This is a genomic window from Labrys sp. WJW (assembly GCF_001676615.1).
Classification (GTDB): Bacteria; Pseudomonadota; Alphaproteobacteria; order Rhizobiales; family Labraceae; genus Labrys; species Labrys sedimenti.
The window spans coordinates 187,100-209,018 of the sequence record NZ_LYXZ01000001.1 but is presented as its reverse complement, the minus strand read 5'-3'; the positions used below and the strand labels follow the sequence as shown (position 1 = coordinate 209,018).

The window sequence follows — 21,919 nt, the reverse complement described above, 5'->3', positions numbered from 1 at the left end:
GATGACGCTTCCCGATTTTGCAAACGCATCGCTACTGAACAACATGAGCCCAGGCTCGCGGAAATGACCGAATCTGGCAACCATCAATTTCGACTTATCGGCAGGCCGGTGGGGACCGAGGAGGTCCAGCCCGCGGCGTTGTGGGGGCTTTGATAGACGGGCGCAAAACAACCATTCGGGCTGCCCGAGGCTGTGGCGAGTGCTGCGAATTGCTGGCGGGCAAGGGCTGTCAGCAGGGAGGTGAGCGTCTGGTTGGCGCATTGCATCGCGGCCCTGACGGGCGTGCCGCAGGTCAGCGGATAGGGTTTGACGCCGACCTTTCCCGGGAGGCACTTTTCTTGGCGTGCGGAACGGGTGGCCATCGGCTTGAGACGACGCAGCGTCATGATCTTCTGCAGCCGGTCCATGCATCCGGCGCGGCACTGCGGACTGGATTGCGCCAATTCGTCGAAGGCATGCAACAGGCCGCGGGCGATGGCCGCCATTTGCTCGGGATTGGAGCGGTTGGCCAAGGCGATCAGCGCGAACGCCTGTTCAGGCTGGGCGACGGCCATTCGATAGGCGATTCCCTCCAGGAGCTGCCCGCCATGGGGATTGGCTGAAAGCAGCCCGAGCATCTCCGGCTTCAGGTTTTCCTGCGCCTGTTCGCAGCCAAGCGGATCCGTTTCGGAAACGCAGGCCGGCGCCGGGGTCGATTGTGCCTGGGCAGCCGTGACGAGCCACAAGCAGGTCAGAATTGGCAGCGTGAGCCTCGCCAGCATGGTTGAGGGCTCCCTAGTAATGATAAGTCAATCCGACTGAAACGACGTTCTGGTTGAACGAGCTGGTGGAATTGAAAAGCGCTGCTTGCCTGTATTTCGAGTTGGAGCGGTTGAACTGGTATTCAAGGGTGAGCGCCATATTGCGCCACAGATCATAGCGAAGCCCCGCGCCGGCCGACCAGACCTGTGTTTGGGTGAGATTGGAGATGGCGTTGTAGCGTGTCTGGCCATAGCCGCCCTGGACATAGGCAGACCAGAGCTGGGACAGGGCGTAGTCGACCTGGATCCGGGACTGGAATGTCCGGCCGGAAGCCGATTGCATGGCCTGCGTGACGCCACCATTGCCCGAGGGAAGGAGGACGGGGGTCTGCGAGAAGGAGAGCGACTGATCGACCGAAGCGGCAATGGTGATGTATTGCGTGGGATAGTATGAAATTCGCCCGCCGAATGCCGGCTGGTTCGTCGAGCCGGAAATGCGGCGCGATCCGTCGCGGGCCTGGTAACCCACATAGATTTCGCCGCGGACAAGCCGGATCAGCTCCGAGCCGAGGCCAGCCGTCACATGGTAGACGGAATCGCCCTTGACGTTCCTGTCATACCGATGGAAATCGGCGCCCCCTTCGATGAAGGCGTAGATCTGCGGGGTCAGCATGGTGGTGGCGCGAAGCGCCACATAATAGTCCGTGCCATTTAACGGGGTGGGGAAGCCGCTCTTTGCCGCAGCCCTGTCGTCGGGGCGATCGAAGCTGGCATAGATGACGCCGCCGGACAGGCGGATGGAGGTTTGATCGGTCACCTTCTTTTCGACCGCGATACCGGCCTCATAGGTGTTGGTGAAAACCGAGGAATCGGTGAGCACGGCGCCCGGCCGCTGCCAGGTCTGGTAGGGCGATGACCAGAACCCCGGGCTGAACATGCCGTTGGCGCGGCTGAAATCGCCGTGCAGCCGGATGGTGAGGTCCGGCAAGGGCGAATAGGTCCAGGCCGCTCCGACCTTGGCGGTGATACGGCTGCTGTCCTGATGCGACGGGTAGAGCTGGAAATCACCATTGGCATAGAGGGCGAGGCGATGAATGCCATCTTCCCATGCCGCATCCAGGCGCGGTTGGATCTGCAACCCTAGGGACGATTGGCGGTGTCGGTCCTGGCCGTCGATATTGTCGTTATAGACAGCGCCGAGGAACAGGGATGGATAGACCAGCCAGCCGCCGAAGGGCAGCCCCTCGACGAAGCTGGGATTGGCGGTGATGCCCAGGGTCTCGGTCGTTGCCTGGCTTGGCGTGGCGTCAAGCGCCCATGCGGGCTGCAGGCCGAAGCCCGGGATGAGCGTCGTCACCGATACCAGGAAAACCAGTGACGTTGTACGCGGCATCAATACCCCTGGTTGTCAGGTTCAAGCGGCTAGAAGTAACGCATGGGGACGCGGATAAGATCGCCCGGCAGAACGGGAATGTTCGATGAAATCGGGTATTTCTTGAACCCGGTTTCGCCGACATGCTGGATATCGATATTGGAGGTACTGGCCCTGTAGGTCGTGCCGCCAGCCACGGCCAGGGCGCTTACGATATTCAAGCCGCTCTTGTAGTCATATTCCCCGGGCTTGTTGACCTCTCCAAGGATATAGAAAGGCCTGAAGCTGGCGAGGTCTACGGTGACCTTGGGATCACGCAGATATTCGCCGCTGAATTTGGAGGCGAGCGTCTTTTCCATCTGCTGCTTGCTCAGGCCCGCCGCCTTCACGGTGCCTGCGAGCGGCAGGGAGACGAAGCCGGCCGGATCGACCTGGTATTCTCCGGTGAGTCGGTCTTCCCCGAAAACTGTGACCCTGATCTTGTCGCCGGCCTGAATGTTCGGGGCTGCGACCGCTGCTTTCTGGATGAGGGCTTCCTGGTCGGCTTTCGAGGCAACGCCGACCGTGTCGTTTGCACAGGACGCGAGCAACAGGCAGAAAACCAGAATGAGGGCCGAAAACGGCCTCGCTTGAATACCCATACGCGACACCCACAACCCCTCGCGCCTGAGATCGGATCTAGAGACAACGTAACGATAGGCGTAAGTGCGTTTTTTTGTCCAATAATTTCTCCTGTTCGCCTCGTGCTTTATTTCGTTTGCTTAATGAACAAATTCACTCGCGTGATGAAGAAGGGTGTTGATAGCTCAAGCATCGAGCGTAATCTTCGCGCCATTTGATTATAGTTCATGGCATCGATGGTGGCGTTGCCAAAGGGAGAAGGCGTGTCGACTGTCCCGCCTGGAACGAGAATTTATGCCGTTGGTGACATTCATGGCCGCCGGGACCTGCTGCTGCGGATGGAACAGCGGATCCTGGTCGACCTCGGCGGCGGTATCACCGAACCTCTGGTGGTTTTTCTGGGGGACTATGTCGACAGGGGTCCTGACTCTGCCGGCGTGATCGAGCATTTGTCCTCCCGCCGGTTTGGCGTTGCCATCAAAGCCTTGCGTGGCAACCACGAGGATCTGCTGCTGTCCTTTCTCGATGATCCCTCGGTTCTCGATCGCTGGCGCGGGTTGGGCGGCCTGGAAACGCTGCATTCCTACGGGGTCGATGTCAGCGAGGCCTTGCGCGGGCGTGGCTATCGCCAGGCCCGCGAGCAATTCGCCGCAAAGCTGCCTGCCGCCCATCGGCGATTCCTGGAAGAATTGCCCCTGAACCATGGTTGCGGCGACTATTTCTTCTGCCACGCCGGGGTGAAGCCGCGTGTTGGCCTGGACCGTCAGGCAGACGAAGACCTTCTATGGATCCGGGACGAATTCCTGAACTTCGAAGGCAGCTTCGGCAAGATCGTAGTGCACGGCCATTCGCCCGTCTCCGAGCCGGAAATGCACGCCAATCGGATCAATGTCGACACGGGGGCCTTTGCAACCTCCCGCCTCACCGCAGTCGTGCTGGAAGAGGCAGGCCGGCGCTTTTTGAGCGCCACGCCATGAGGAAAGGCTTTCCGATTGCCCGGCAACACATTCGGCGGCCGCAATCCAGGGATTGCAATGGCTCGTTCGGATCGCCTCGGAACTGGCAACCCTGTTTACGGGTTGGCAGCTTGACGTTGCTACAGTCATATTTATTCTGGGCCTGTAAGGAGCGTTGAATGCGGTCCCGAATCCCGACGTCATATAGTCCGCGTAAATTACGTCTGTCGCTTTTCGACGTATTGTGGGTGATTGCTGCACCGATATTGACGCTGGCGTTGCGGGATATTGAGCTCCTCGCCTGGCCGAATATGCCATTCGACCTTCCGGGTCCCTATCTTTTCGTTTTCGTTACGATCGCATTTGCAATTCCGGCCCTGCTCATCTGTCGTGCCGGAGATGCCATCCAGAACACGTTTTCGGTCCCCGATCTCTATGCGATCGGCGCGGTGATTGCATTGACCATCAGCGCCAGCGGTTTGGTGCTTTTCATGCTCACGCGGCTCGACGGCATACCGCGCTCGACCCCGATCCTCTATTCGCTTGTCCTGGGCGCGGGCCTGGTGGGCGGGCGGGTCTTCTCGAGGCTGGTTTCCCACGAGCGCGCCAGGGTCAGCGCCAAGCGCAACATCACCGATCTTCGCAAGGTCATCCTGATCGGCACGGACCAGTTCGCCTGGCTCGTGATCAAGCTCATCGAGAGCCAAGCGCCAGTCACCACGCAGATCATGTCCGTCCTCGACGAGGGGCCAGCGGCGACGGGACGGTCGCTCAACGGCGTGCGCGTGGCCGGGCGCGTGGGCGATCTCGGGCGCATCGTCGACGAATATGCCCTGCATGGCGTGACGATTGACGCGGTGTGGCTGTCCATGGAACCTGGCCAGCTGGAGACGGCCAGCCTCCGGTTCGTCACGGAAGAGTGTCATCGCCGAGGCATCGCGCTCAAGAGCGTCGCGCAGGCGCTGGAGCTCATGCCCAAGGGCCCTGCAGGGATACCGGCCTTGCCCACGATTGCGGTGAGGGATGAGCAGCAGCATCCCGCAGCCGTGTTGCGGCGCTATTTCGGCGTGAAGCGCGTCATCGACATCGTGGCCTCGATTGGCCTCATGGTGCTGCTGGCGCCCGTCTGGCTGCTGGTCGCCATGCTGGTGCTCTTCGACGTGGGGCGCCCCCTGCATTTCTGGCAGCAGCGGGTAGGGCGGGGAGGTCGGCATTTTTTCATCTACAAGTTCCGGACCTATCACGCTCCCTACGATGCCAAGGGGCATGTGGTTCCCGGGCCCGAGCGCCTGTCGCCGATTGGGCGCTTCATCCGGAAGATGCGGTTCGACGAGATCCCGCAATTGCTGAATGTGCTGACGGGCGAGATGTCCTTGATCGGCCCGAGGCCGCTTCTGCCGGCGGACCAGCCCGCCAATCCCGGGCTGCGCCTCGCTGTGCGGCCCGGCATCAGCGGCTGGGCCCAGGTCAATGGCGGCAATCTCGTGACCCGCGAAGAGAAGGACGCCCTCGATGAATATTACATCGACAATGCTTCCCTCGCTTTGGACCTCAAGATCGCCGTCATGACCGTGATCTTCCTGTTCGGTGGCGAACGGAGAGGGAGCGCCGCGCTCAGCCGCGCCATGGCCGCGCGCAGGGGCAGAAAGCCCCTGGCACGGGGTTTGGCGGAACAGCACTCTCCCCCGACCTATCGACGTTGATCGGAACGGCAGCGATCCCGCATGGCTTCGAAACAGCGCCGCGTCCTCCTGGTCAATCGCTACTTCCATCCCGATACGTCCGCGACCAGCCAGATCGCGTCGGATCTGGCCGCCTTCCTGGCCGGGCAGGGCTGGGAGGTCGTCGCCATCACCGGTGCTGGCCGTTATGACGAACCCACCCGCAGGCTGGACCCCGAGGCGATCCTGCCCGGCGTTGCGATCCACCGCGTCGGTCCCGTGACGGAGCCGGGCCCATCGCTCTTCCGGCGCGCCGGCGTTGCGCTCGCCGTTCACGCGGCCCTGGCCTTCGAGGTCTGGCGGCGCGCGCGGGCCGGCGATATCGTCGTGGTCAAGACCGATCCGCCGCTGCTGGGCGTCTCGCTGTTGCCGGTCGTCCTGGCGCGGCGTCTCAGGCAGGTCAACTGGCTGCAGGATGTCTATCCGGAAGTTGCCGCAGAGCTCGGCGTAAAGGCCGGCAAGGGCTTCCTCGGAAGCATCCTGCGCAGGCTACGGAACGCCAGCCTTCGCCATGCCGTCATGAATGTGGCGGTGGGCGAGAGGATGAAGGCGAAGATCGTCGGGCTTGGGGTGCCGGCCGGCCGGGTCACCGCGATTTCCAACTGGTGCGATGACCGCTGCATTGTGCCGGTCGGCCCGGAGCCCAGCCGGTTGCGCCGTGACTGGGGGCTGCAGGACAAGTTTGTGATCGGCTATTCGGGCAATCTCGGCCGGGCGCATGAGATCGACACGCTCATCGGTGCCGCCCGCCTGCTTCGAGACGAGCCCGGGATCGCTTTCCTGCTCATCGGGAACGGCCATTTGACCCCTTACCTCAAGCGAACCGCCGCCGAGCAGGGGCTGGAAGCGATGTTTCACTTCCAGCCCTATCAGGATGCCGGCACATTGCCGCAATCCCTGACGGTGCCGGATATTCACTGGCTGTCGCTCAATCCGCGCCTGGAAGGTTTGATCGTGCCGAGCAAATTCTACGGTATCGCCGCGGCAGGCAAACCGATGATTGCGGTCATGGCCCCGGATGGTGAAATATCGAGCCTGATCCGCCGGTATGATTGTGGTGCCGTCGTCGTTCCCGGCGACAGCGCGGGCTTCGCGGCGACCGTCCGCCAATGGCGCGGCCGGCCTGACCTCCTGGCGGAGAAAGGGCTCAATGCGCGCGCTCTGATCGAGAGTGGGCTTGACCGGCGTTCCAGCCTGCACGCCTGGCAGGAGCTGTTGCTGCCGATCGCAGCGCCGCCGAAAAGCTAGGTCGCAGCCATGGATGCGTGGCGCGGTGCCATCGCTCCACTCATTCAAATTGCGGGCTGCGGTAGCTTTTTGCCAACCTGAGCGGGCAAGGTGAAATACCCCCGCCGCGGGCTGTTGCCTCCCCCGTCCAGGCCTGCTAGTCCTTTCGCAAGGGGATACGACATCTTTCGCTGAACTGGATGGCTCAATGCACCAGAGTCGTGGCCTTATGCTTACCATTACTTGGATTATCTTTGCGATAATCGGTCTGGCCCTCGGCGGCGGGGGAATTTGGCTGCTGCTCCTGGGCGGCTCTCCCTACTATGTCGTCGCCGGCCTCTTGATGCTGGTGACGGCGTTCCTGCTCGCCAGGCGACGTTCCTCCGCCCTTGTGGTCTATGCCGCGCTCCTGCTCGGCACGCTGGTCTGGGCGGTGTGGGAATCCGGCTTCGATTTCTGGCTGCTGGCACCGCGGGGCGACATCCTCGCACCACTTGGCCTGTGGCTGCTGCTGCCCTTCGTCATCCGTCCCTTGCGTTCGTCCGTGACGGGCGAATTGAGCTTCGCAGCCCGAGCCCCGCTCGTCGTCGCGCTTCTGGCCTGCGCCGGTGTCCTCGGCTATTCGCTCACGCAGGATCCGCAGAGCTTTGCCGGCAACCTGCCGCCGGCCGCTTCGCCCGCCCCCGTCGCGGCCGATGCGGCAAACCTGCCCGATGGCGACTGGCCGGCCTATGGCCGCACCCAATTCGGCAACCGTTATTCGCCGCTTGCCCAGATCACGCCGCAGAACGTTTCCCAGCTGAAAGTGGCCTGGACCTTTCGGACCGGCGATCTCAAGGGTCCGAACGATCCGGGCGAGCTGACCAACCAGGTCACGCCGATCAAGATCAAGGATACGCTCTATCTCTGCTCGCCCCACCAGATCCTGTTCGCGCTCGACGCGACCACGGGCAAGCAGAAATGGAAGTTCGATCCCAAGATTGCCTATGACAAGACCTACCAGCACATGACCTGCCGCGGGGTCTCCTATCTGGAGACCAAGGCGGACGCTCGTACCTCCGACGGCAATGCACCGCCGGCGGAATGTCCGACGCGCATCTTCCTGCCGACCAATGATGGAAGGCTGTTCGCGGTCGACGCCCAGACGGGCACGCCTTGCGCGCAATTCGGCAAGGACGGCTCGATCGACCTGATGGAAGGCATGGGGGTCACCCAGCGCGGCTTCTATTACGTGACCTCCCCGCCGGTGGTGACCGACAAGATCGTGATGGTCACCGGCTCGGTGATCGACAATTATTCGGCCACCGTGCCTTCAGGCGTGTTCCGCGGCTTCGACGTGCATACCGGCAAGCTGGTCTGGGCCTTCGACGCCGGCAATGACGATCCCAACCAGATGCCGTCGGCGACCCATAAATTCGTCGACGCCTCGCCCAATTCCTGGATCGTCTCGTCCTACGACCCCAAGCTGAACCTGGTTTATATCCCGACCGGCGTGGAGACGCCCGACATCTGGGGCGGCAACCGCACGCCAGCGAGCGAGCGCTACGCCTCCTCCATCGTCGCCCTCAACGCCGATACCGGCAAGCTCGCCTGGTCCTACCAGACCGTCCATCACGACCTCTGGGACATGGACGTGCCGGCCCAGCCCAGCCTCGTCGACCTCGCCAGGCCCGACGGCAGCGTGGTGCCCGCCCTCTATGCGCCGACCAAGACCGGCAACATCTTCGTGCTCGACAGGCGGGACGGCAAGCCGATCGTACCCGCCCCCGAAAAGCCGGTACCGCAGGGCGCCGCCCCGGGCGACCGGGTCTCGCCCACGCAGCCTTTCTCCGAGCTCACCTTCCGGCCTGAAAAGAAGCTGACCGATGCGGACATGTGGGGCGCGACCATGTTCGATCAGCTCGCCTGCCGGATCATCTTCAAGCGCCTGCGCTATGAAGGGACCTTCACGCCGCCTTCGCTGCAGGGAACGCTGGTCTTCCCTGGCAATCTGGGCACCTTCGAATGGGGCGGCATCGCCGTCGATCCGGTACGCCAGGTCGCGATCGCCAACCCGATCTACCTGCCCTTCGTGTCCAAGCTGATCCCGCGCGGCCCCAACAACCCGGCGACGCCGGATGCCAGCCTGCCCTCGGGGACGGAGCAGGGCGTACAGCCTCAGTTCGGGGTGCCCTTCGGCGTGACGATCAATCCGTTGCTGTCGCCGGTCGGCTTTCCCTGCAAGCAGCCGTCCTGGGGCTTCATTGCCGGTATCGACCTTAAGACGAACAAGATCGTCTGGATGCATCGCAACGGCACCATCCGCGATGTCTCGCCGATTCCGTTGCCCTTGAAGATCGGCATGCCCGGGCTCGGCGGCCCCATCGTCACGGGCGGCGGCGTCGCCTTCATGACCTATACGATGGACAATTATATCCGTGCCTATGACGTGACCACCGGCAACCAGCTCTGGGAGGACCGCCTGCCGGCCGGCGGGCAATCGACACCGATGAGCTACGAGATCGGCGGCAAGCAATATGTCGTCACCATGGCCGGCGGCCATGGCTCGTTCGGCACCACGATGGGGGATTATCTGATCGCCTACAGCTTGCCGTAGGTCCGGTCGGATCCTGCATCCGCCGGGCTCTCAGATGATCTTCGCAATGGCGTCGAACAGCGCAAGATTGAGATCCTTGGCGTCATCGACCACGGCCTCGGGTTGGGACGAGACCTTGGCGATGACCATTTCGGCATGCGGGTCGACATAGAGCCATTGGCCGTGAATGCCCAGTGCGAAGAACGCGCCGTTGCCGGTGCCGGTCTGGTACCATTTGTTGCGATAGCGTCCCTGTGGCAGCCATGCCGAGGATGTGCCTTCGGCCCAGGCTCTGGAGGAACCGCCGGTAGTGGTGTCGTTGACCCATTCCTGCGAGACGATCCGGCGTCCATTGGCCATGCCACCCTGCCGCATCATCTCGCCGATGCGGGCCAGGTCGCGCGGCGTCATGTTGATGCCGCCGCCGGTGCGCGGCGTACCGGCCCTGTCGACCGTCACATAGGCATCCTGTCGGGCTCCGAGCGGACGGAACAGGCGCTCTGACGCGAGGTCCGAAAAGCGTTGCCCCGAGGCGCCCTGGATGATCAGTCCCAGGACGTCGGAATTGGGCGAGGCATAGTGATAGGGGCCGCCGTGGGGAGCCTTGCCCTTCTTCAATCCGGCAATGAATTCAACCACCGTTTCAATCTTGTCGGCGGGCGCCGGCGGATCCAGCAGGCCGGCGCGGCGATAGCGGGCATAAGGACCGCGCGGGTCATGATAGACCTCCTCGAAATCCAGGCTCACCCTCATGTCGAGGACGTCCCTGACGCGCGCATCGCCATAAGCCGAAGCTTTGAGGGCGGGTACATAATGTGGCACCAGCTCGTCGAAATCGAGCCGTCCATCGTCGCGCAGGATCCCCGCGATGATCGAGGTGACGGATTTGCTGGTCGAGAACAGGATATGCCGGCTCTCCAGCGTAAAATTCGGGGCGTGGAAGTCGGCAATGATGCGGCCGGACTTCATAACGACCATGGCGTCGGCAAAGGTCTTGCCCAGGAGTTCGGCTACCGTGACACGCCGCCCTTCGAGCCTCACCGTCTCGCCGAGCAGATCGCTCGCATCGACGACCGGCTCTTCCGCCAGGCCGGGCGTGGCTGCGATCCGAGCTGTCGGAATGAGTTCGCAGACATGGCGAAACGCCCAGACGTTCCAGGGAGCTGCGCGCCAATTGCCGAGCCGGACCGCGTCCCTGGCGAAGCCCCATGCCGCCTCGAACGCCGATGGTTTTGTCGTCACGGGATACTCCATCAGTCGATATGCTTGAGGAAGTCGGCAAAGCGCTCGCTTGGCGGATTCGTCAGCAGGTCCGCCGGCTTGCCGTCATGGACGAGTTGGCCGTCATCCATGAAGAGCAGACGTGACCCCACACGCTTGGCAAATGCCATTTCATGGGTCACCACGACCATGGTCATGCCTTCGAGCGCCAATGTCTGCATGACCTTCAGAACCTCCTGGCGCAGCTCGGGATCGAGCGCGGATGTGGGTTCGTCGAAGAGCATCAGCTTGGGCCCGACGGCCAGGGAGCGGGCGATGGCGACACGCTGCTGCTGGCCGCCGGAAAGCTGCGAGGGGTAGTGGTCCATACGCTCGCCGAGGCCCACCTTCTGCAACAGGGCGGCGGCTATCTCGCGCGCCTCCGCCTTGCCCCTGCCGCGCGCCCGAATCGGGCCGAACATCACGTTCTGAAGGGCGGTGAGATGCGGGAACAGGTTGAACTGCTGGAAGACCATGCCGGCCTCGAGCCGGATGCGCCGCACATCGCGTGACGTGCCCAGGACGCTGATGCCATCGACCAGGAGGGTGCCTTCGCTCACCTTTTCCAGCACGTTGATGCAGCGGAGCATGGTCGACTTGCCGGACCCGGATGGGCCGATCACGACGGCAACCTCGCCGGGATCGATGGCAAGATCGATCGATTTCAGAACGCGATGGCTGCCGAACTGCTTGGAGACCTTGGAGAATTCGATCATGCTCATGGCAAGCGTGCCGCCCGTTCGACGAACCGCAGGCTGACGGCGAGAATGCTGATGACGATCAGATAGATCACGGCCACTGCCGTCCAGATCTCCACCGCGCGGAAATTGCCGGACATGATCTCCTGTCCGCGCCTCGTTAATTCTCCGACGCCGATGACGAGAAATATCGAGGTGTCCTTGACCACCGAGACGAGCTGATTGCCCATGGCGGGAAGAGCGCGCCTGACCGCTAGGGGAGCGATGACATAGATGAGCACCTTGCGAAAACTCAACCCCATGGCGAGGCCGGCTTCGCGGAGGCCTGTTGGAACGCTTTCGAGGGCACCACGAACGATCTCGGCATTGTAGGCACCGGAATTGATGATCAAGGTGAGGATCCCCGCACTGGTGGCGCTGATGCGGACATCGATGAGGATGGGGAGTGCGAAATAGATGAACATCACCTGCACGGTGATCGGCGTGCCGCGGATCAGCGCGACATAGACCTGCGCCGGGGCCTGTGCCAGCCAGCCCCCATAGGCGAGCAGGGCGCCGGTGCAAGCCCCGACAATCACGCCGCCGGCCAGGCCGGCGAAAGCAATCAGCATGGTTACCTCGAGGCCCTGCAGAAGGTCTGGCAGAGCCTCGAGGGTGGCTGTCCAATCAAAAGTCATCCGGGGGTCCAGTCGAACGTTCGCCACGCGAAAAATCGGCTATGAGAGCCTCGGTTGCGATTACGCCACAGCTCTCGATGGGGTGCTGCCGGGTTCATGCGGGGTCCGGCCCAAACCATTTTTCGCGAATGGCCTTGAGGCGCCCGTCGGCCTTCATCGCCGCCAGTGCCGCATTCGCTGGCATGACGAGCGGGCTGCCCTTCCTGAAGCCGATACCGACATCACGGCCTTCGAGGGTCGGGCGTATGACCCGGACTTTACCCTTGCCCGTATTGTTGGCGTAGTACATCAGGGCCGGCGTATCATAGATTACGGCGTCGGTGCGCCCGGCCAGAAGCGCCAGCAAGGCGTTGTTGATGCTCGGCAACTGGTCGAGCGTCGCGCCCTTGATGTGATCCTTGATGTAGTCGACCGCGATGGTCCCGGTCTCGGTGCCGATCGTCTTGCCGGCCAGGTCGTTGGGCGTGTTGATGGTGGTGTTGCCGGCGTTCGTCACGGCCACCAGTCCGCTCTGGTAATAGGGGGCCGAGAAATCGATGACTTTCTGCCGCTCGGGCTTGATGAACAGCTGCGAGACGATCGCATCGATGTTGCCCGTCTGCAGGGCAGGGATGAGGGCGCCGAAGTCCATCGGCTGCACGCGCCATTTGCGGTTCAAGGCCTTGGCGACCTCGGCGAACATCTCCATGTCGAAGCCGGAATAGTGATCACCATCCTTGTATGCGAAGGGCGGGCTGCCGACATTGGAGCCGACGATGAGTTCGGCTTCGTCGGCCCTGACCTGGCCGGCGAGAATAGTGGCGGGCACCGCCAGAAGGCCGAGTTGGAGAATCTGTCTGCGATCCATTTTTTTCCCCTTTGTTATGGCAGGCATCAGGGCGCTGCTGCCTGTGGTGATCGGGCCTGTTGCCGATCAGGACCTGGCTCGTTCACGCTCTTCCAGGCGGACGGCCCCTCCCAGCCAGCAGCCGGCAGGGCGCCCATGCTCGAGTTGAAAACGCACCAGGATTTCCGAGGGGCGCCGCATTGCCCGTCCCTGGCGGATGGTTATCGGGCGCTCGGATGCTTCCACCATGGCGTTCGCGAGCAAGCCAAAGGACAGGGCCGATGCGGCAATGCCGGTGGCTGCGTCCTCGGGATAACCCGATGCCTTGGGGAACTGGCGTGCCTCGACGATCTGCGCGTCCCCATCGAGTACCGCATAGGGATAAAGGCCGGTCGAGCCGATCCGGTCGCATAGGGCCTCGATCCTGGTGAAGTCGGGGCTCAACCCGTTCAGGGTCTCGACGCTCTTCACGGGAACGAGGGTCTTGACCCGGCTGGTTGATGCGTTCTGGATCGGTCTTGGTGCAAGATCGCCGACCTTCACCCCCAGGACATCGAGGATGTGGGTGGTGTCGCCATCGCCGAGCATTTCGACCGTGCCGACCGGCTGCGAGATTTCGACAGCCGCTCCGCGTTCAGTTCGTTCCCGAATTCTCGCCGCAACGCGGCCGCTCTTGGTCCAGATGGCAAGCTCGTCGCCCGGCAGCCGTCCCAGCCGATCGAGCAGCCACAAGGCGCCGACGGTCACATGCCCGCACATCGACATTTCGTGGTTGGGCACCCAGAAGCGAAGCTCGAAATCGCAATTCGAAGCGGGCGGCGGCGGAAGAACGAAACCGCTTTCATAGCCGGAGGAACGTGCGACCTGCTGCATGTCCGCATCGGACATTCCAGCGGCATCGATCACGATCGGCGCCGGATTGCCTCCATTGGGACCCGCCGCAAACACACTGACTATTTCAACGTCCGAACCCATTCCCAACCTGCCTGTCGCGCAGAATTCACTGCGTGCAGGCTATCGCGGCGGGTCTCGCTCCGCGCGTCCGAACGGGCCTTGGATTTTGATCGGGCGGGCCACGCTGTTGCGGATGTCGGAAGGGGATCGGCCCTCCGCGCGCCGCATGGCATGGGCAAGCGCAGCTCCGCTCTCGAAACCCACCCGGAAGGCGATCTCGCCGACCGGCAGGTCGGTTCCGGTGAGGAGTTCGCATGCCGTCTGCAGACGGATCCGCAATTGGAACTCGCCCACTGAGAAGCCGGTGCCCTCCCGGAACAGGCGCGTGACGTGGCGCCTCGATACGCCGAAGCGATCCGCCAGGGCGTCGAGCGGAACCTGCTCGTCGGCATGAAGCGCCAGATAGTGCTTGAGATCCTCGACCAGCGCCATGCCGTGTTCGTAGCGCGAGGCAGCGGGCGCGATCTCCCCTGCCATGACTTCGGCGATGCATTGCACGAGCAGGGCGGATGTCAGAGCTTGCCGGACCTTGCCATCGCCGTAGGCACTCTGGCCATTTCGAAGCGATAGCGCCTGCAAGGCCTTCACGGTGGAGGTGCGATGGACCAGGATCGTGGTGCGCGTGCGCCGGTGAAACTCGCTGAGCGAGCCGGCTTCCCGGTCGAGCCGCATGAGCGTGGCACCCGTCACATAGATGGCAAGGTGACGATGGGCGCCGATGGCCGCCCTCGTTTCATGCGCCTGGTTCGGGGGCACCACGGCAAACCGGTCCTGCGACAGCCAGCTGCCCTCACGGCGGCCTTCGTGCTTGAGTTCGACAGTTCCCTGGCTGGGCAGGATAAACATCAGACAATCGTGCCAATGCCAGGGCATGGCATAGCTGCCGCTGCCTGCCACGGCCGCATGCTCGTCGTCGGCGGCTATGAGCAGATCGGACCTTGCCGTATCGCGCAATTGCTCGAATGACCGCAGCATTCTTGATCTCTGATCCCTTCCTTCGCACAGATTAACAGCGATAGGTGGGAACCGGCAATGCAACTCTGTGCGCCCGTAGCCCGTCAGTCCACGCCGGGGCTGTACATCAGTGTCTTAGCGCCAAGCGTGGCCGCTACTGTCGCCCGCCAAGCGCCAATGCTGCAGGCGCCGAGGGGGCGGACCTTTTTCGGATCCGCCCCCTCGGCGCCTGCTTGCCCGACAGGCGCGGGAACGCACGATCCCTGTCAGCCTTCGCGATAGTAATAGCTGTAGCCGTTCAAGGCGGGCGCACCGCCGAGATGGGCGTAGAGGACGCGCGAGCCTTCGGGGAAGAAGCCCTTGCGCGTCAGGTCGATCAATCCCTGCATCGACTTGCCCTCATAGACCGGGTCCGTGATCATCGCCTCGGTGCGCGCGGCGAGCCGGATCGCGTCATTGGTCTCGTCCGACGGCACGCCATAGGCCGGGTAGGCGTAGTCCGGGTTGATGACGATCTCGTGCTCGCCGATCTCGCGGCCGAGGCCGACCAGTTCCGCGGTATTGTCGACGATGGAGCGAACCTGTGCCCGGGTTTGCTCGAGAGTGCCCGAGGCATCGATGCCGATGACGCGGTCCGCGCGCCCCTGCGCGGCAAAACCGACGATCATGCCGCCCTGAGTCGAGCCGGTGACGACGCAGACCACGACATAGTCGAAGGTGAAGCCAAGCTCCGCCTCCTGCTTGGCGACCTCCTCGGCAAAGCCGACATAGCCGAGGGCGCCGAACTTGTGCACCGACGCGCCGGCCGGAATCGGATAGGGCTTGCCGCCGGCCGCCTCGACCGACTGGATCGCATCCTGCCAGCTCTTGCGGATGCCGATATCGAAACCATCGTCGACGAGCCGGGAATCCGCGCCCATCAGCCGGGTCATCAGGATGTTGCCGACCCGGTCATAGACGGCGTCGTAATGCGGCACCCATTTCTCCTGGATGACCACGCATTTCATGCCGATCTTGGCGGCGGTCGCAGCCACCATGCGGGTGTGGTTGGACTGAACGCCGCCGATCGACACCAGCGTGTCGGCACCCGAGGCGATGGCATCCGGCACGATATATTCGAGCTTCCTGAGCTTGTTGCCACCCATGGCAAGGCCGGAGTTGCAGTCATCGCGCTTGGCATAGATCTGGACCTTGCCGCCAAGGGCCTGGGTGAGACGCGGCAGGTGCTCGATCGGGGTGGGGCCGAAGGTGAGCGGATAACGCTCGAACTTTTCGAGAAGGGACATTGGACGGGCTCCATGAGACGGAACGGAGCCTAGTCGAAAAGCCCTGGTGGGTGCTTTCGAATTTGGCCTCTATCTTTTACAAGAATGCAAGATGATCTACTTTTTGAGTATGACATATTTCATCAAGAAGGATCTAAATGAAAGAACCTTCCATCTCCGATCTCGATCGCATCGACATCAACATCTTGCGGGCCCTCCATGCCGATGGTCGGCTGAGCAATGCCGAGCTCGCCGCGCGCGTGAATGTCAGCCCGGCCACCTGCCACAGGCGCACGCAGCGCCTGTTCGATGAAGGTTTCATCACCGGTGTTCGTGCCGAGGTCTCTCCCACTTCCGTCGGCCTCGATGCCCTCGTGATGGTCGGCGTGGTACTCGACCGTTCGACGCCCGAGAGTTTTGCAGCCTTCGAGGGCGCGGTGCTCAAGCTCAAGGAGGTTCTGGATTGCAACCTGGTGGCGGGCGATTTCGACTATCTGCTGAAAATCCGCGTCCGCGACATGGCGGATTTCAACAAGCTGCATGGGCAAAAACTGATCGCATTGCCGGGCGTCAGGCAGACCCGCACCTTCTTCGTCATGAAGCAGGTCAAGGACAATGCACGCTTGCCATTTTGACGGCTGGGCTCCCGGTACCGCGGGAGGGTAGTGCCGAGCCGACTCGGGGGTCGTGGCTCCAGAGGACGAATGCTGTGCGGCAGTTTTGGGATTGCCGATCAGGCGTATGGGTGCTTTAAGGTTGAATTCAGACTTTTTCAAACAATCGATCCGGCAAGAATGCCCGATAATGTTGTTTATCGAAGAAGATGAAACAGGAAGGAGCGCCGATGGCGCGCTGTCTCGTCCTCGACCTCGGAGCCGGCAGCGGCCGCGCGATGCTGGCCACGTTTGAGAACCGCCGTTTGCGGCTCGATGAGATTCACCGCTTCGAGGGCTATGCGGTCGAGCGGGACGACGGCCCGCATTGGTGCCTCCCGCGCCTGTTCGACGAGGTGGAGGAGAGCCTGCGCCGGTGCCGCGCCGAGGTGGGGGCGCTCGATTCCATCGGCGTGGACAGCTGGGGCCTGGATTACGCGCTGCTGGATCATGCCGGTGGCATCGTGGAAGAGCCCTGCCACTACCGCCATCCGCGCTCGCAGCGCGGGCGGGACGCCTTGCCGCTCACCCCCGAAGAGCTCTATGCGATCTCGGGCGCGCAGGACCTGCCGGTCAATACGATCTGCCAGCTTTTCGACCAGTCGAGGCATGCCCCCGAGACATTGGCGAGAAGCAGCGGCCTTTTGATGATGGCCGATGTCGTCAACCACCATCTGACCGGCAAGCTGCGATCCGAACTGACCCTGGCCCGCACCTCCGGGCTCGTCGACGCCCGCACGGAGGATTGGAGCGCCGAGCTCTGCCAAAGGCTCGGCCTGCCGCGGCGGATGCTGCAGCCCATCATCCGCCCTGCCGAGGTCTATGGCACGCTGCGCAGCGACCTTGCGGGAAGGCTGGGGCTGGGCGCCGTTCCGGTGATCTCGGTGGCGGCCCATGACACGGCCAGCGCGGTGGCGGCGCTGGATCTTGCGGATGGCGGCGGCTTCGTGATCTGTGGATCCTGGTCCCTGATCGGCCTGGAGCGGCGCGCGCCCGATCTCGACGATGCCGTGCGGGCCGCGGGATTCGGGAATGAGGGCGGCCTCGGTGGCCGCACCTTCATGATCAAGAGCCTGAATGGCCTGCATCTCGTCCAGAAATTGCGGGCGGCCTGGCAGCAGCGTGACGGCCGGCCCGTGACGTTTGCCGGGATCGCGGATCAGGTGATGAAAGCGGCCCGTCTGGACGACACGCCGGCCATCGACCCGTCCGATCCGCTGTTCTTCAATCCTCCTGATATCATCGAGGCGATCCGCCGGTCCTGCGCGCGCAACGGCGCCTTTCCTCCCTATGATCTCGGGGGCCTGGCGCTGGCGGTCTATAATGGCCTGGCCTCCGAGATCGGTTCTGCGGTCAGGACGATCGAGCAGCTGACGGGCCGCTCGCTGCCGAGCCTCACCTTGTGCGGTGGCGGCGCCCGGGATGCGGTTCTGTGCGACAGGATCGCCGTCCAGGCAGGGAAGACCGTGCGTATCGGCCCCATCGAGGCGAGTTCCTGGGGCAATGCCCTGGTCCAGCTCCTCGGCCTCGGCCAGATAAAATCCTTGGAAGAAGGGCGGGCCCTGGTTGAACAGTCCTCAGACATTCGCAATCTTGTCTGAAATGGCCCGATATTTGGCAGGTGATGCGGTGATGCATGTTGGCGGTTGAGCGAAAAACCAGGATACTCCACCTTGTCGCCCGTGACCGCAGTGTCGTGGTGGCCGAGCTCAGCCAGGAATTGGGGGTCACCGAAGAGACCATAAGGCGCGATCTCAACAAGCTCGAGAAGGAGGGCCTTCTGAGCCGGACGCATGGGGGCGCGGTCGCGCTTCAGGGCGAAGCCGAAGACCTGCCCTACCGGACACGGCATCTCATCAACATCGAGGCCAAGCGCCTGATCGCCCAGAAAGCATCGGCGCTGGTCAAAGACGGCGATGCGGTGATGATGGATTCGTCATCGACGGCCTATGAAGCCTTGAAGGGTCTCGGCAACCGGCGGGATCTGACGCTCATCACCAATTCCGTCCGCGTGCTGTCGGATCCCAGCCTGCCCGCCTGTACGATCATGTCGGTCGGCGGAGAATTGCGCCGCCGCTCGATGACTTTCGTCGGCCCGCTGGCCGGCCGGACCATCGCCCAGTTCAATGCGGATGTCGCCCTGATCAGCTGCAAGGCCATCTCGCTGGCCGGCGGCCTCATGGAGGCGAACATGGCCGACGCGGAGGTGAAGCGAGCCTTCATCGCCAGCGCGCAACGGGTTTGCCTTCTCGTCGACAGTGAGAAATTCGACAGGACGGCCCTGATCAGCATCTGCGGCTTCGAACCCATCGATTTCGTGGTCACGGACCGGGAACCATCGCCGGAATGGCGTGAACTGTTCGAAAGGCACAAGGTAAAGCTCATCGTGTAGCGGGCATAATCGGGCATATACAAAAATTAAAAGTCCGAATAGTTGACTTTATGTCCGGATTTGCGATAGCTCGGGTGACCCCAGCGAGGTGCCCGGCATGCAAGACGATCTCCGATTGCGCGAATATATCTGTGAAATCGGGCGGCGCGCCTATGCGCGCGAAATGGGCGCCGCCAATGACGGCAATTTTTCGGTTCTGCTGGATGACGGCACCTTGCTGTGCACGCCGACCAGCGTATCCAAGGGCTTCATGACACCGGAGATGATCTGCAGGATCGACCGGCAGGGCGCCCTCGTCGAGGACAAGGGCTTTCGTCCCTCGACCGAGATCAAGATGCATCTATGTGTCTACGATCATCGCCCCGATGTCCGGGCGGTCGTGCACGCCCACCCCCTCTATGCCACGGTTCATGCCATCTGCGGCAAGCCGATCACGCAGCAGATCATGCCCGAATCCACCATGTTCCTCGGCGAGGTGCCGCTGACGCCCTACGCGCTGCCCTCGACGAGCGAATTGTCCGACGCGATCGCGCCCTATCTCGACCGATATGACGCGCTGCTGTTGGAAAACCATGGGGCGCTGTCCTATGGGCACGACCTCACCAGCGCCTATTTCAAGATGGAAGCGCTCGATTACTACGCCAAGGTCGTCTACCTCGCGGCCCATTATGGCGGCGCCAAGGAATTCAACGCCGAGCAGGTCGAGAGGCTTCTCGATATCCGCCGCACCAAGTTCGCCCGGCCCGGGCGCCATCCCTTCCTCGATCGCGCTGCAGAATAACACTGGCTTCGGCCTGAACTATCCGGAAACGGGAGGATCTCATGTATGCACGCAAGTTCCGTCTTGACGGCCGGGTTGCCGTCGTCACCGGCGGTGGACGCGGCATCGGCCTGAGCTGTGCCGAAGCTCTGTTGGAAAATGGCGCAAAAGTCGTCATTGCCGACATCGACCTGTCGATCGCGGGCGAAGGGCAGGCCGAGTTGGCGCGCAAGGGCTATGAGGTCGATGTGCGCCAGGTCGACGTGACCAAGCCGGCCGAGGTCGAGGCGCTGGCGGAGGACGTCGTGCGGGATCATGGCCGGGTGGACATCCTCGTTGCCAATGCCGGCATCGCCCGTTCGGGAACGGCGGCCGAGGACGTGACCGACGAGCACTGGCTGCATGTGAACGACGTCAACTACAATGGCGTTTTCTGGTGCAATCGCGCGTTCGGCCGCCATATGCTCAAGGCGGGGCGAGGAGCCATCGTGAATATCGGCTCGATGTCCGGCCTGATCTCGAACCGCCCGCAAAAGCAGACCTACTACAATGCCGCCAAGGCCGCTGTACACCAGATGACCTCGTCGCTGGCAGCCGAATGGGCCGATCGTGGCGTGCGGGTCAACGCGGTGGCGCCGACCTATATCGAGACCGCCATGACCATGTATCGCCACGACAATGACGGCATGATCGACGTCTGGCTGCGCGACACGCCGATGCATCGTCTCGGCAAGCCGGACGAGATCGCATCGGTCGTGCATTTCCTGGCCTGCGATGCCTCCAGCCTGATGACCGGCACCACGGTGGTGGCGGACGGTGGCTTTACCTGCTGGTGACGGCGGCCCGCGGAAGGGCCTTCAGCCTTCTCGCCGGCCGGTCTTTGTCGAGATTTTCTTCGCTCCCCCACGGCGCCTCGGCAGGACACCGAGGCGCGGGACGCAGTCGCTCGCGGCTGCCTTCCACCCTGCGATCGGGCCTGTGTACTAAAACGATTCAGTAAGGTGTTGACAAACGAAGCTTGCTGGTGAATCGTTTTATTAAATCGTTTAAGTAAGAATTACAGGGAACGGAAACGTTGGGCTGCCATGCGCAAACCTAAGCGTATTTCCATCAGGAATGTTGCGGCGCGGGCCGGCGTTTCGCCGGCGACGGTGTCGAACGTTCTCAACGGCCGCCAGGGGGCGGCGACCCCGGAGGTCGCCGAGCGCGTGCAGGCCATTGCACGCGAGCTGGGCTATGAGGTCGACCGGGTCGCCTCGCAACTCAGGACGGGGAAGGCGCGCGTCGTCACCGTCCTGGTGCCAAGTCTGGACAATCCCTATTTCAGCGCCGTGATCGCCAGCCTGGAACGTTGCGTCCAGGACGAAGGCTACGACATCATCGTGGCGAGCTCGAACGAGAATGAAGAGGTCGAGCGCTCGCGCCTGTCGGCCCTGCTGTCCTGGCGGCCGTCGGGCGTCGTGATCATTCCGAACGACGATCGCTTCGCGACCCGGACGCTTCTCGACGATGTCGGCGTGCCCTATGTCGTCGTCGACCGCATCACCGAGGGCTTCGAGGGCGATACCATCGGCAGCGACAATTTTTCTGCCGGGCGACGCGCTGCCGAGCATCTCCTGGAATATGGGCACAGCAATGCCCTGGTGGTTGCGACCACCACGCGCATCGCCAATATCCGTGAACGCTGCGCCGGCATTGTGCAGGTCTTCGAGGAAGCGGGCCTGCCCGCCCCGCCCATTGTCGAGGTCGGCCAGACATTCGAAACGGTCGCGGAGGGCCTGCAACGCTGGTTCGCGGCCCATGAGCGGCCCACCGCCGTCATCGCTCTCACCAATTTCGGGACGCTCGGCGTTCTCGCCGACATGGCCCAGCGCAATATCCGGATTCCCGAGGACATCTCGCTGGTCGGCTTCGACGACTATGCCTGGATGCGCGCGACGGCGCCGCCCATCACCGCCATGCGGCAGGATGTGGAGCGGATCGCTGCGGAGGCATGGGCGACCATACGCGCCAGGATGGACAACCCGGCGGCAATTGCCCGGCATGTCCGCCTGCCTTGCGAACTCATCCTGAGAAACTCGACCAAGAGAATTGGCCTGCCGATCCGTCGCATCGCCACCCGCGAAGAGCCGCCCAAGGCGAGGCCGCGACGAAAATCCTCGGCCAGGCAGCCCAAGACCTAACCCGCCAGCATTTTCGGGACCTTGAAACGACGCGCCGCCACCGGCACCGGCGCGCCCATAAGAACGGCCGGAATGGAGGATGAAT

At 62.9% G+C, this 21,919-nt stretch carries 20 protein-coding genes; 10 read left to right on the top strand and 10 right to left on the bottom strand.

What is annotated here, in order from left to right; all coding sequences use genetic code 11:
- Positions 1 to 83: 83 nt before the first annotated feature.
- Genes BA190_RS00885 through BA190_RS00875 form a run of 3 tightly spaced genes read right to left on the bottom strand, consistent with a single transcriptional unit; the run spans position 84 to position 2,753 of the window.
- Positions 84 to 761, bottom strand: a complete 678-nt coding sequence (locus BA190_RS00885; RefSeq protein WP_068281523.1) for a hypothetical protein — start codon at positions 759 to 761, stop codon at positions 84 to 86.
- 13 nt (positions 762 to 774) lie between these two features.
- Positions 775 to 2,133, bottom strand: a complete 1,359-nt coding sequence (locus BA190_RS00880; protein ID WP_068281522.1) for an outer membrane beta-barrel protein — start codon at positions 2,131 to 2,133, stop codon at positions 775 to 777.
- 29 nt (positions 2,134 to 2,162) lie between these two features.
- Positions 2,163 to 2,753: a polysaccharide biosynthesis/export family protein gene (locus BA190_RS00875; protein WP_068281521.1), complete on the bottom strand. Its 591-nt coding sequence runs from the start codon at positions 2,751 to 2,753 to the stop codon at positions 2,163 to 2,165.
- Between the two features lie 243 nt (positions 2,754 to 2,996).
- On the opposite strand from BA190_RS00875, the gene BA190_RS00870 reads away from it, so the two are divergent.
- The 4 genes from BA190_RS00870 to BA190_RS00855 all read left to right on the top strand — a co-directional run bounded on the left by BA190_RS00870 (position 2,997) and on the right by BA190_RS00855 (position 9,233).
- Complete coding sequence (locus BA190_RS00870) at positions 2,997 to 3,710, top strand: metallophosphoesterase family protein (protein WP_245314477.1); 714 nt, start codon at positions 2,997 to 2,999, stop codon at positions 3,708 to 3,710.
- Positions 3,711 to 4,000: 290 nt separating this feature from the next.
- Positions 4,001 to 5,392 carry a sugar transferase gene (locus BA190_RS35645; RefSeq protein WP_162275031.1) on the top strand — a complete coding sequence of 464 codons (1,392 nt, stop codon included), beginning with the start codon at positions 4,001 to 4,003 and terminating at the stop codon, positions 5,390 to 5,392.
- Between the two features lie 21 nt (positions 5,393 to 5,413).
- Positions 5,414 to 6,658, top strand: a complete 1,245-nt coding sequence (locus tag BA190_RS00860; protein ID WP_068281519.1) for a glycosyltransferase family 4 protein — start codon at positions 5,414 to 5,416, stop codon at positions 6,656 to 6,658.
- 208 nt (positions 6,659 to 6,866) lie between these two features.
- Positions 6,867 to 9,233 (top strand): glucose/quinate/shikimate family membrane-bound PQQ-dependent dehydrogenase, encoded by a 2,367-nt coding sequence (locus tag BA190_RS00855; protein ID WP_068281518.1) that lies wholly within the window; start codon positions 6,867 to 6,869, stop codon positions 9,231 to 9,233.
- Positions 9,234 to 9,263: 30 nt separating this feature from the next.
- Here the strand turns inward: BA190_RS00855 and BA190_RS00850 are convergent, their stop codons facing one another.
- From BA190_RS00850 to BA190_RS00820, 7 genes are all read right to left on the bottom strand, one after another.
- The gene (locus tag BA190_RS00850) at positions 9,264 to 10,454 is read right to left on the bottom strand and encodes a serine hydrolase (protein ID WP_245314475.1); all 1,191 of its coding nucleotides are present in this window, start codon (positions 10,452 to 10,454) and stop codon (positions 9,264 to 9,266) included.
- A gap of 11 nt (positions 10,455 to 10,465) precedes the next feature.
- Positions 10,466 to 11,194, bottom strand: a complete 729-nt coding sequence (glnQ, locus tag BA190_RS00845) for a glutamine ABC transporter ATP-binding protein GlnQ (protein ID WP_068281516.1) — start codon at positions 11,192 to 11,194, stop codon at positions 10,466 to 10,468.
- On the bottom strand, positions 11,191 to 11,847 hold the full coding sequence (gene glnP / locus BA190_RS00840; RefSeq protein ID WP_068281515.1) for a glutamine ABC transporter permease GlnP: 657 nt from the start codon (positions 11,845 to 11,847) through the stop codon (positions 11,191 to 11,193). The genes glnQ and glnP overlap by 4 nt, the downstream gene beginning before the upstream one ends.
- A 94-nt stretch (positions 11,848 to 11,941) precedes the next feature.
- Positions 11,942 to 12,694 carry a transporter substrate-binding domain-containing protein gene (locus BA190_RS00835; RefSeq protein ID WP_068281514.1) on the bottom strand — a complete coding sequence of 251 codons (753 nt, stop codon included), beginning with the start codon at positions 12,692 to 12,694 and terminating at the stop codon, positions 11,942 to 11,944.
- A gap of 66 nt (positions 12,695 to 12,760) precedes the next feature.
- A complete protein-coding gene (locus tag BA190_RS00830; RefSeq protein WP_068281513.1) occupies positions 12,761 to 13,648 on the bottom strand; it encodes a PhzF family phenazine biosynthesis protein in 888 nt (295 codons plus the stop codon).
- A 39-nt stretch (positions 13,649 to 13,687) separates the two neighbouring features.
- The gene (locus BA190_RS00825; protein ID WP_068281512.1) at positions 13,688 to 14,602 is read right to left on the bottom strand and encodes an AraC family transcriptional regulator; all 915 of its coding nucleotides are present in this window, start codon (positions 14,600 to 14,602) and stop codon (positions 13,688 to 13,690) included.
- A 245-nt stretch (positions 14,603 to 14,847) separates the two neighbouring features.
- Complete coding sequence (locus BA190_RS00820) at positions 14,848 to 15,867, bottom strand: 1-aminocyclopropane-1-carboxylate deaminase (protein WP_068281511.1); 1,020 nt, start codon at positions 15,865 to 15,867, stop codon at positions 14,848 to 14,850.
- 137 nt (positions 15,868 to 16,004) lie between these two features.
- On the opposite strand from BA190_RS00820, the gene BA190_RS00815 reads away from it, so the two are divergent.
- The 6 genes from BA190_RS00815 (at position 16,005) to BA190_RS00790 (ending at position 21,834) form a co-directional block, all read left to right on the top strand.
- Positions 16,005 to 16,481 carry an Lrp/AsnC family transcriptional regulator gene (locus BA190_RS00815; protein ID WP_068281510.1) on the top strand — a complete coding sequence of 159 codons (477 nt, stop codon included), beginning with the start codon at positions 16,005 to 16,007 and terminating at the stop codon, positions 16,479 to 16,481.
- A gap of 209 nt (positions 16,482 to 16,690) precedes the next feature.
- Positions 16,691 to 18,100, top strand: coding sequence for a rhamnulokinase family protein (locus BA190_RS00810; RefSeq protein ID WP_068281509.1), 1,410 nt, complete (start codon positions 16,691 to 16,693; stop codon positions 18,098 to 18,100).
- A 35-nt stretch (positions 18,101 to 18,135) separates the two neighbouring features.
- A complete protein-coding gene (locus BA190_RS00805) occupies positions 18,136 to 18,891 on the top strand; it encodes a DeoR/GlpR family DNA-binding transcription regulator (protein WP_068281508.1) in 756 nt (251 codons plus the stop codon).
- Between the two features lie 97 nt (positions 18,892 to 18,988).
- A complete protein-coding gene (locus tag BA190_RS00800) occupies positions 18,989 to 19,672 on the top strand; it encodes a class II aldolase/adducin family protein (RefSeq protein WP_068281507.1) in 684 nt (227 codons plus the stop codon).
- Positions 19,673 to 19,713: 41 nt separating this feature from the next.
- Positions 19,714 to 20,487 carry an SDR family NAD(P)-dependent oxidoreductase gene (locus tag BA190_RS00795; RefSeq protein WP_068281506.1) on the top strand — a complete coding sequence of 258 codons (774 nt, stop codon included), beginning with the start codon at positions 19,714 to 19,716 and terminating at the stop codon, positions 20,485 to 20,487.
- A 249-nt stretch (positions 20,488 to 20,736) separates the two neighbouring features.
- Entirely contained in the window at positions 20,737 to 21,834 is a 1,098-nt protein-coding gene (locus BA190_RS00790) for a LacI family DNA-binding transcriptional regulator (RefSeq protein ID WP_068281505.1), read from the top strand.
- The last annotated feature ends 85 nt before the right edge of the window (positions 21,835 to 21,919 follow it).